Genomic DNA, 10,175 nt, shown 5'->3' with positions numbered 1-10,175 from the left:
TGGACCCTAGACAAGTCCCATCGTTGCAGGTCAGGAGCACTCTCTGCGTTTCTGATCACCCATCGGACGCCCTGCCACGCGAAAGCGCGAGGCTAATGGATAAGGGCATCAGCGCCCGGCCTCCATCGCATCGCCACCCCAGCCCCCACTCCGGCCTCACTCCAACCCCACCTTTCACCCTGTCAGTTTTCTTGCGGAGCAGGCGAGTTGAGCGCCCCGGCCGCCCCGAAGCCGGAGTGTCCGGTCCAGAAGCGATGTTTTCCCCACAGAGCATGCCGTTCGGTACCGAGTCCGCCGCCTGACTCACCCGGCGCGCGCCTCCCTTCGCGCACCGGCGTACGCCAACTGCGGCGGCTTGCGCCGAGTGCCCCGCCCCCCGGTAAGGCTCGGGGCGGGGCACTCGACTGCGGCGCGTCAGCGGATGGGGCGTCGGCGGATGGCGTCAACTCCCGTCGGAGACAGCTCCCTTGGCCGTGCTCTTCGCCGCGGCCGCCCTCCCCGGCAGCGCGAACATCAGCAGGAAGATCAGGCCCATCACCGCTGCCACCCAACCCAGCGCGTTCTGGAAGGCGTTGACGAACGCCGGCCCCACCTCGGCCCCGGTCAGCCGGTCGCCGATCGAGCCGAAGAACACCACCGACACCAGCCCGAGCCCCAGCGCGTTGCCCATCTGCTGCACGGTGTTGATGAGTCCGGACGCGGAACCGGCGTACTCGCGCGGCACCTCGGAGAGGATCGTGTCGGTCAGCGGGGCGAAGATGAGGCCCATGCCGGCGCCCATCACGACCAGCGGGAGCGCCATCTGCCAGGAGGCGATGGCCAGTTGGTACCGGTCGGACTCCCAGAGGTAGAGCAGCACGCCCGCCGCCATCACCAGCGCGCCGGCCTGGAGCACATTGCGTCCGCCGACGAGCGGCACCAGCTTCTGCACGGACATCCCGGCCGCCGCCGAGCAGGCGATCGAGAACGGTACGCCGGTCAGCCCCGCCCGCAGCGGGCTCCAGCCGAGACCGGTCTGCATGTACAGCGTCCAGACGAGGAAGAAGATGCCGAGTCCGACGCCGAAGACGGTCTGCACGGCGATGCCGGCCGCGAAGCTCTTCACCTTGAACAGGGAGAGTTCGACCAGCGGGGAACCGTCCTGTGCGGCCTTCCGCTTCTCGTACGCCACCAGTGCGCCGAAGACGCCGATCGAGCCGGACATCGACACGAACCCCCAGGCGGGCCAGCCCAGTTCGTCGCCCCGGGTGAGGGGGTAGAGCAGCATCAGCAGGCCCAGGGTGACCAGGGCGACGCCCACCAGGTCCAGTTTCAGGGCGCGCGGGGCCTTCGACTCGGTGATGAAGCGGCTGCCGAGAATCAGTCCCGCGATGCCGACGGGCAGGTTGATCAGAAAGATCGGACGCCATTCGAGGCCGAAGAGGTTCCACTCGGTGAGCAGGGCGCCGAGCAGCGGTCCGGAGACCGCGCCGAGGCCGACGATCGCGCCGAACAACCCGAAGACCTTGCCGCGTTCGTGCGCCGGGAAGGTGGCGTGCACGATCGACAGGACCTGCGGCACCATCATCGCCGCCATCCCGCCCTGGAGGATCCGCGAGGCGACCAGCATCTCCGGGTTCGCGGCGAAGCCGCACAGCGCGGAGGCGAGCGTGAAGCCGCCGATCCCGAGCAGGAACAGCCGCTTGCGGCCGTAGATGTCGCCGAGACGTCCGCCGGTGATGAGTCCGGCGGCGAAGGCGAGCGCGTAACCGGCCGTTATCCACTGGATCTGGCTGAAGGAGGCGCCCGCGTCCCGCTGGATCGACGGAATCGCGACATTGACGATCGTGACGTCGACGAGGTCCATGAAGGCCGCGGTCATCACGATCGCGAGGGCGAACCAGCGCCGCCGGTCGGCCGTACGTGCCGGTTCCGTCGAGACGGCCGGGCTGTCCGCAAGGAGTTCGGTGGAGGTCATGGCTCGAAGCTATGGCCCCATTAGGTCAGATCGTGTCCTAGTTCTGCGCCATCCTCGAATCCATGACGACGACGCGGACGACAGCGGTGACGACGACGGTGACGACGACGGAGGACTCATGACCACGGACACTCCGGCCCGGCTCCTCCAGCTTCTCTCCCTCCTCCAGACGCCCCGCGAGTGGCCCGGCGGCGAGCTGGCCGACCGGCTCGGGGTCTCCCGCCGCACGGTCCGCCGGGACATCGACCGGCTCCGCGAACTGGGCTACCCGGTGCAGGCGACGCTGGGCGCCGACGGCGGCTACCGGCTGGTCGCGGGCAAGGCGATGCCACCGCTCGTCCTGGACGACGAGGAGGCGGTGGCCATCGCGGTCGGCCTGCGGGCGGGCGCAGGTCACGCGGTCGAGGGCGTGGACGAGGCGTCCGTCCGGGCGCTGGCGAAGCTGGAACAGGTCCTCCCCTCGCGGCTGCGGCACCGGGTCGCCACCCTCCAGGCCGCCACCACCCCGCTGACCAGTGGCGACGGGGCGAGCATCGCGCCCGAGACGCTGACCGTGATGGCCTCGACGGTGGCCGGCCACGAGCGGCTGCGGTTCGCGTACCGCGCGAAGGACGGTACGGAGTCGCGTCGCGTGACGGAGCCGTACCGGCTCGTCTCGACCGGTCGGCGCTGGTACCTCGTGGCCTACGACCTCGACCGCGAGGACTGGCGGACGTTCCGGGTCGACCGGGTCAGCGAGCCGTTCGCGACGGGGGCGCGGTTCGCACCGCGCGAGCTGCCGACGGGGAGTGCGGCGGAGTATCTGCGCCAGTCGATGTACCGGCGGCAGGAGTCCTACGAGTACACCGTGACGTTCGCCGCGCCCGCCGACGTCGTCGCCGCGCGCGTCCCGGCCTGGATGGGCACGCCCGAACCGCTCGGCGAGCACAGCTGCCGCCTGCGTGCCACGACCGGCGACGAGGTCCGCTGGCTGGCCGTCCGGCTGGCCCTGCTGGAGTACGAGTTCACGGTGCAGGAACCGGAGGAACTGGTGCGCTGCGTAAGGGAGTTGGGGGAACGGCTGAGCAGGGCGGCAGGGGAAGAGTAGGGCCTCACCCCACCCCCCGCGCCGTCCCGATCTCCCCCCAGGGAAAGTCCCGCAGCGCCCGCAGGTTCCGCAGCGCCGACTCCGCCGGGCCGGCCGGCGTGCCCGGGTGTTCCTCTCCGGACGCCCAGCCCTCGACCGCGGTCCGTACGGCGGCGCTCGCGACGGCGGCGGCGAAGCGCAGCTCCGGGGAGGTCACGCCGGGGGCGCCGGGGGCGAGGACGGGGTCGCCGCGGGTGACACGTTCCAACAGGACCTCGCCCAGGGTGCGTTCCGACGCCTGGCAGACCTCCGCCCACACCCTGCGCAGACCGGGGCTGGACTCCGCCATGCCGATCAGGGTGCGTACCCAGGTCCAGGAGTTCATGGAGACACCCACCCCAGGGGTCAGCGTGTGGCGCACCCCGTGTTCCAGGGCCTCCGGCACCGAGAGTGCGGGCGGGGCCGCACGCACCGCGTCCGCCCAGCGCTGGGCGCCGACCGCGTAGAGCGGGGCGACGGCCTCTTCCTTGGTGGCGAAGTAGCGGTAGAAGGTGCGCGGGGCGATGCCGGCGCTCTGGGCGATGTCCTCGGCGCGGGTGGCCCGCAGCCCGTGTCTGGCGAAGAGTCCGGCCGCCGCCCGGGCGATCTGCATCCGGGTCTCGGCCTTGCGCCGCTCGGTCAGCGAGAGCGATGCGGCGGGAGAGGCGGGACGGGCATCCGGGGCTGGAGTGGGGCTGCTCACACCGGCAGGCTATGCCGCTGTGGCACAATCTGCCATTCGGCGGGCCACCCCGGTGTTCAGGTACGGGGTGCCCCGCCCTCCACCCATGTCCGCACCCCACACCACCGCGCGCGTGAAAAAGAGCCGGGCCCCGGCGCCTGGGGGGACAGGTGCCGAAGCCCGGCTCGGGAGGGTCCCGGCGCCGGGGGGGGGATTTGCGTCGGGACTTGGCTCAGTGGGTAACGGGGCAACGCCTGTGGCCCCAACTCCTGGGCCCTGAAGTCTTGTTCCCAGAGCCCCGCACGTTGAAGCGGCGTTGCGCAGCCATGTTTGCGCGGTCTTCCGCCACCCGGCGTGCGCGGCCGGGTGCGCACCAGGCTCGTAGGCGCCCCCGGTGGTTGCCGGGGAGCCCGACGAGGAGCCGGGGAGCCACGCCCCCGGCAACCCCTCCGGCGCCCCCGCCGGAGGGGTTGTCACTCAGGACCTGTCCTACGCCGCCGCGTCGAAACCGGTCTGGCTGGCCAGCTTCTTCAGTTCCAGCAGGGCGTGCTTCTCGATCTGGCGGATGCGCTCGCGGGTCAGGCCGTGCTCCTTGCCGACCTCGGTGAGCGTGCGCTCCCGGCCGTCCTCCATGCCGTACCGCATCTTGATGATGGAGGCCGTGCGCTGGTCGAGGCGGCCGATCAGGTCGTCCAGTTCCTCGCTGCGCAGCAGGGTCATGACGGACTGCTCGGGCGAGACCGCGGAGGTGTCCTCCAGGAGGTCACCGAACTGGGTGTCGCCGTCGTCGTCCACCGACATGTTCAGCGAGACCGGATCGCGCGCCCAGTCCAGGACGTTCGTCACGCGCTCCGGAGTCGTGTCCAACTCGGCGGCGATCTCCGCGTGCTCGGGCTCCCGCCCGTTCTTGCGGTTGAACTCGCGCTGCACGCGGCGGATCCGGCCCAGCTCCTCCACCAGGTGGACGGGGAGCCGGATGGTCCGGGACTGGTCGGCGATCGAGCGGGTGATGGCCTGGCGGATCCACCAGGTGGCGTACGTCGAGAACTTGAAGCCCTTGCGATAGTCGAACTTCTCGACCGCGCGGACCAGGCCGGCGTTCCCCTCCTGGATCAGGTCGAGCAGGGGCAGGCCGCTACGGGGGTAGCGGCGGGCCACGGCCACGACCAGGCGGAGGTTGGACCGGATGAAGACGTCCTTGGCACGCTCCCCTTCGGCGACCAGGGCCTCCAGCTCTTCGCGGGTGGCGTCCGCCTGGGACTCCTCCTCGCCGTCGAGGACCTGGCGCGCGAACACGCCCGCTTCGATGGTCTGCGAAAGCTCGACTTCCTTGGCGGCGTCGAGCAACGGTGTGCGCGCGATTTCGTCGAGATACATGCCGACCAGGTCGCGGTCGGCGATCTCGCCGCCATGGGCGCGAACACTGCGTGCCACGCCGGAGGTCTCGCCGGAGGCGGACTTACGACGGGCGACGGCACGGGTTGCCATGCGTGCTCCCTTGCGATGGTGGGTCAGCAGGTGTTCGTCGGATGCCTGGCACTCTCTTGGTGACTCTTCTCGTGTGCCCTGCATCTGATGGAAACAACGACTGGAATCCGGACAGAATTCCCGACCCACTCCCCTATTTTTCTGATCTTGCAGTACCCTGTCCGGCCACAAGGGAGGTCCGATGCCGTCGGAACGTACAGAGGTGCAGGTCAGGCCGGGAGTCGAGGATGACCTCGCCGCTCTCACCGACATCTACAACCACTACGTACGCGAGACTCCGATCACCTTCGACACCGCCGCCTTCACGCCGGAGGAGCGCCGTCCTTGGCTGCTCTCCCACCCTGAAGACGGCCCATACCGGCTGAAGGTTGCCGTCGACGGGACCTTCCAAGGAAACTCACAGCGAATCCTCGGCTACGCCACATCCAGCCCTTACCGGGCGAAGCCCGCCTACGCGACCTCGGTCGAGGTCACGATCTACCTCGCCCCAGAGGCCGGCGGGCGGGGTATCGGAACGCTGCTCTACAAGGCCCTGTTCGCGGACCTGGCGACCGAGGACGTCCACCGGGCGTACGCGGGCATCGCACAGCCCAACGAAGCGTCCACGCGGCTGCATGAACGCTTCGGTTTCCGGCCGGTGGGCACCTACCGGGAGGTGGGCCGCAAGTTCGGCCGCTACTGGGATGTCGCCTGGTACGAGAAGGAGTTGTAGCCCTTCCCGAAGGGAAGTGCCTTCCCGAGGCGGGCTCAGCCGAACTGCACCGAGCGCTTCGCCATCCCCATCCAGAACCCGTCGATCACCGAGTGCTGCGTGTCCAGCTCGCCGCCCGCCTCCGCCGCGCCCATGGTGACGAACAGCGGGGCGAAGTGCTCGGTGCGCGGGTGGGCGTAGCGACCGGCCGGCGCCTTGTGGAGGAAGTCGAGCAGGGCGTCCCAGTCCCGGGCCTCCAGCGCACGCCTGCCCCAGTCGTCGAACTCGGAGGACCAGGTGGGCGCTCCGCCGCCGGTGTGGCGCAGGGCGGCCAGGTTGTGGGTGAAGAAGCCGGAGCCGACGATCAGGACGCCCTCGTCGCGCAGGGGCGCCAGCTTGCGGCCGATCTCCATGAGCTTCACCGGGTCGAGGGTCGGCATGGAGACCTGGAGGACCGGGATGTCGGCGGCCGGGAACATCTCGACGAGCGGGACGTACGCCCCGTGGTCGAGGCCGCGGTCGGGGACGTCCTGCACGGGGATGCCCGGGGCGCGCAGCAACTTGCGTACGGACTCGGCGAGTTCGGGTGCGCCGGGGGCGTCGTAGCGGACCTGGTAGTAGTGCTCGGGGAAGCCCCAGAAGTCGTAGACCAGGGGGACCGGGTCGGTGGCGCCGAGGGCGAGGGGGGCCTCCTCCCAGTGGGCGGAGACCATGAGGATCGCCTTGGGACGGGGGAGGTCGGCGGACCACGCGGCGAGTTCGCCGGGCCAGATCGGGTCGTCCGCGAGGGGCGGCGCGCCGTGGCTGAGATAGAGGGCGGGCATGCGCTCCGGTGCGGCGGTGGACATGACGGTCACTCCCCGGGGTCGAACCGTGATCGAACTCGACACTCGAACTCGATGCTTGAACTCTCAAACTTCCTGGACGAGAGCTTACGCCGCATTTGTTTAACCTTCAAGAAGAGCTCTCGTACAGTGGAGCGCATGAACACGGCACCCGCATCCGCAGAACCCCGCTGGCTCACCGCCGAGGAGCAGCGTGTCTGGCGCTTCTACATGCACGCCAGCACCCTCCTGGAGGACCATCTGGACCGTCAGCTCCAGCGGGACGCGGGCATGCCGCACATCTACTACGGCCTTCTCGTCCAGCTCGCCGAGGCGCCGGGCCGCCGGCTGCGGATGACCGAACTGGCCATGAACGCGAAGATCACCCGCTCCCGGCTCTCGCACGCGATCGCGCGGCTGGAGAAGAACGGGTGGGTGCGCCGCGAGGACTGCCCCTCCGACAAGCGCGGCCAGTTCGCGGTGCTGACCGACGCGGGGTACGAGGTGCTCAGCCGTACCGCGCCGGGCCATGTGACCGCCGTACGGCAGGCGTTGTTCGAGCGGCTGAGCCCGGAACAGCAGAAGTCCCTCGGCGAGATCATGGAGATCGTCGCCGAGGGACTTCAGCCCGACGAAGCGGGCGCGGACCTGCCCTGGCTCCGCTGAGCCGCTCAACTCGGCGGAGAACCAGGGCAGTTCCTGGGAGTCGTACGTACGGGGCGTCCCCTTCCCCGTACGTACGGATGGTGCGAAGGGGGTACGACCGGGTCGGGCGTCGTCAGTGGGCGACGACCGGGACCTTGAACTCGTCCTCGACACCGTCACCGGAGGCGACCGGGTCGGAACCCTGCTTGCCCGCGTTGACGAGGACGGAGACGATCGCGGCGGCCGCCACCAGCATGCCGACGGCGAACCAGATGGCGTTGGTGTAGCCGTGCACCTGGCCCTGGAGCGCGACCAGCTGCTGCTGGGTCTTGGAGGTACCCGCGCCGGCGATGTGGTCCTTGATGTACGCGGTCGTCGCGGAGGCGGCGATCGTGTTCAGCAGGGCCGTACCGATGGCGCCGCCCACCTGCTGCGAGGTGTTGACCATCGCGGAGGCGACACCCGCGTCCCGGGGCTCGACGCCCAGGGTGGCCAGGGACATGGCCGGCATGAACGCCGTACCCATGCCGAGGCCGAGCAGCAGCATCGCGGGCAGGATGATCGAGGCGTAGGACGAACCGATCTCCAGCTGCGTCATCAGCAGCATGCCGACCGCGGCGACCAGGAAGCCGGGGCCCATGAGCAGGCGGGCCGGCAGGCGGGTCATCAGGCGGGTGCCGATCTGGGTCGAGCCGACCATCATGCCGACGATCATCGGCATGAAGGCGAAGCCGGTCTTGATCGGCGAGAAGCCCTTCACGACCTGGAGGTAGTAGGTGAGGAAGAGGAACGTGCCGAACATCGCGATGATGGCGATGCCGAGCGAGAGGTAGATACCGCCGCGGTTGCGGTCGGTGATCACACGCAGGGGCAGCAGCGGTGCCTTGACCCTGGACTCGACCACGACGAACGAGGCCAGCAGGACGGCCGACGCGATGAAAAGCGCGATGGTCGAGGAGTCGCCCCAGCCGTCGGTCTCGGCGCGGGTGAAGCCGTAGACCAGCGATACCAGGCCGAGGGTGGAGAGCAGGACACCCGGGATGTCGAGCGGGTTGCGGTTGCGGCCGCCGGCCGGCTCGCGGATGACGAAGTACGCGCCGAGCGCGGCGACGATGGCGAACGGGATGTTCACGAAGAACGTCCAGCGCCAGTCGAGGTACTCGGTCAGCACACCGCCGAGGATGAAGCCGACGGCGCCGCCGCCACCGGCGATCGCGCCGTAGATGCCGAACGCCTTGGCACGCTCCTTGGCGTCCGTGAACATCACGGCGAGCAGGGAGAGCGCGGCGGGCGCGAGCAGGGCACCGAACGCACCCTGGAGTGCGCGGGCGCCGAACATCATGGCGCCGGTGGTGGCCATACCGCCGAGCGCGGACGCGGCGGCGAAGCCGGTCAGACCGACGACGAAGGCGCGCTTGCGCCCCCACAGGTCGGCTATCCGGCCGCCGAAGAGCAGCAGACCGCCGAAGGCGAGGGCGTAGGCCGTGACGACCCACTGCCGGTTGCCGTCGGAGATGCCCAGGTCGGTCTGGGCGGACGGGAGAGCGATGTTCACGATGGTCGCGTCGAGCACGACCATCAGCTGGGCGAGCGCGATGAACGCGAGCGCTTTCCAGCGGTTGGCATGGGCTTCGTGCTCGGCGGCCTCGGAGGCCTTGTCGAGAGCGCCTGGGGCGCTTCGAGCTGTTTCAGACATGGTGGTACCCACTTCGGGACTTCGTGACGGAAAAATACGGAAGAAGGACGTGATCGGGGACGGCTCGTCGACGAGTGACACTCCGTGGTCGCTGCGACGACGAGAGCCGGTGCTTGTTGTTGAGACGGGCGTGACGCCCCGAACTAATCGGTCAGGGCTGCCGGAGATCCTCCATGGTCGCGGCGGTGCCGGGCAGGACCGAGCGGGCCGGGGCCCGCAGTCCGTCCAGGAACAGCTGCAGATGTCGGTGTACGAAGCGGTCGGCGCTGAGGCAACCGGTGCCGGCCGGGGGTCTGCTGAGCTGGGCCACGGCGACCATCACATCGCCGACGCCCACGTCCGCACGGAGCTGTCCGGACCGCCGGGCGCGGTCCATGACCTCGTCGATGAGCTGCTCGATCCGCTCCCGCGCGGCTTCCAGGTCCGGATGGAACTGGTCGAACGTGCCGGAGATCATCGGGCACAGCGCGCTGATCCGTTCGTCGGCGGACACGTGCACGAAGCGCTCCAGAGCGGCGAAGGCGTCGCCGGTCTCGTTGAGCGCCTGCTCGGCGGCCTCCGACGTACGGTCCATGACCGAGACCACCACCTCGCGGACGAGGGCGTCGCGGTCGGGGAAGTTGCGGTACAGCGTGGCGTTGCCGACGCCGGCCCGGCGGGCGATCTCGTCGAGCGGCACGTCGGGGCCGAACTCGACGAACATCTCGCGGGCGGCGGTGACGATCCGTTCCCGGTTGCGCAAAGCGTCGGCGCGCGGCCGGGTCACCTTTCGCTGTACGGGGGTCACGGTCGTCACGGCTTGCTCCTGAGGCTCTGAAGGTCTTGGACTGCTGACGCGATCCGGGGATCCACTCCCCGTTTCGCTCGGACACATGGCTAAACGGGGAAACGCTCCCCGGTTATTTCCCACTCAGCGGGACAATTGATGTGACCTGGGTCACATCTCGTTTGGCTCCTTCTTCGCCCTCCTCCCCCCACAACCACACGGTCGGTCTCCTCCAGCGCGCGCCCTCGCACCACACGACACAGGGTGATCGAAAGGGTGCAGCCCGAGACCGACGGCTGCCGTGGCGCGAAGGGTCCATGC

General features: G+C 69.6%; 9 protein-coding genes. 3 read left to right on the top strand and 6 right to left on the bottom strand.

Annotated elements, in window-relative coordinates:
- Positions 1-442 precede the first annotated feature (442 nt).
- Positions 443-1,957: an MFS transporter gene (locus AB0I51_RS06025; RefSeq protein WP_362971879.1), complete on the bottom strand. Its 1,515-nt coding sequence runs from the start codon at positions 1,955-1,957 to the stop codon at positions 443-445.
- Between the two features lie 118 nt (positions 1,958-2,075).
- Here AB0I51_RS06025 and AB0I51_RS06020 point away from each other — a divergent pair, with 118 nt between their 5' ends.
- On the top strand, positions 2,076-3,044 hold the full coding sequence (locus AB0I51_RS06020) for a YafY family protein (RefSeq protein WP_362971877.1): 969 nt from the start codon (positions 2,076-2,078) through the stop codon (positions 3,042-3,044).
- Positions 3,045-3,048: 4 nt separating this feature from the next.
- Here the strand turns inward: AB0I51_RS06020 and AB0I51_RS06015 are convergent, their stop codons facing one another.
- Complete coding sequence (locus AB0I51_RS06015) at positions 3,049-3,675, bottom strand: helix-turn-helix domain-containing protein (RefSeq protein ID WP_362971908.1); 627 nt, start codon at positions 3,673-3,675, stop codon at positions 3,049-3,051.
- A 558-nt stretch (positions 3,676-4,233) separates the two neighbouring features.
- Positions 4,234-5,232, bottom strand: coding sequence for a sigma-70 family RNA polymerase sigma factor (locus AB0I51_RS06010; protein WP_362971875.1), 999 nt, complete (start codon positions 5,230-5,232; stop codon positions 4,234-4,236).
- A 181-nt stretch (positions 5,233-5,413) separates the two neighbouring features.
- Here AB0I51_RS06010 and AB0I51_RS06005 point away from each other — a divergent pair, with 181 nt between their 5' ends.
- Positions 5,414-5,944 carry an N-acetyltransferase family protein gene (locus AB0I51_RS06005; RefSeq protein ID WP_362971873.1) on the top strand — a complete coding sequence of 177 codons (531 nt, stop codon included), beginning with the start codon at positions 5,414-5,416 and terminating at the stop codon, positions 5,942-5,944.
- Positions 5,945-5,979: 35 nt separating this feature from the next.
- Here the strand turns inward: AB0I51_RS06005 and AB0I51_RS06000 are convergent, their stop codons facing one another.
- Positions 5,980-6,771 (bottom strand): class III extradiol ring-cleavage dioxygenase, encoded by a 792-nt coding sequence (locus AB0I51_RS06000; protein ID WP_362971871.1) that lies wholly within the window; start codon positions 6,769-6,771, stop codon positions 5,980-5,982.
- A 135-nt stretch (positions 6,772-6,906) separates the two neighbouring features.
- On the opposite strand from AB0I51_RS06000, the gene AB0I51_RS05995 reads away from it, so the two are divergent.
- Positions 6,907-7,413: a MarR family transcriptional regulator gene (locus AB0I51_RS05995; protein ID WP_362971869.1), complete on the top strand. Its 507-nt coding sequence runs from the start codon at positions 6,907-6,909 to the stop codon at positions 7,411-7,413.
- A 112-nt stretch (positions 7,414-7,525) separates the two neighbouring features.
- Here AB0I51_RS05995 and AB0I51_RS05990 read toward each other — a convergent pair whose 3' ends face one another.
- Together AB0I51_RS05990 and AB0I51_RS05985 are read right to left on the bottom strand one after the other, a co-directional pair.
- Positions 7,526-9,088, bottom strand: coding sequence for an MFS transporter (locus AB0I51_RS05990; RefSeq protein WP_362971867.1), 1,563 nt, complete (start codon positions 9,086-9,088; stop codon positions 7,526-7,528).
- A gap of 151 nt (positions 9,089-9,239) precedes the next feature.
- Complete coding sequence (locus tag AB0I51_RS05985) at positions 9,240-9,884, bottom strand: TetR/AcrR family transcriptional regulator (RefSeq protein WP_362971865.1); 645 nt, start codon at positions 9,882-9,884, stop codon at positions 9,240-9,242.
- Between the last annotated feature and the right edge of the window lie 291 nt (positions 9,885-10,175).

The organism is Streptomyces sp. NPDC050549, from assembly GCF_040655035.1.
Classification (GTDB): domain Bacteria; phylum Actinomycetota; class Actinomycetes; order Streptomycetales; family Streptomycetaceae; genus Streptomyces.
The sequence above is the reverse complement of the archived record's forward strand: the minus strand, read 5'-3'. Positions and strand labels throughout refer to the sequence as shown.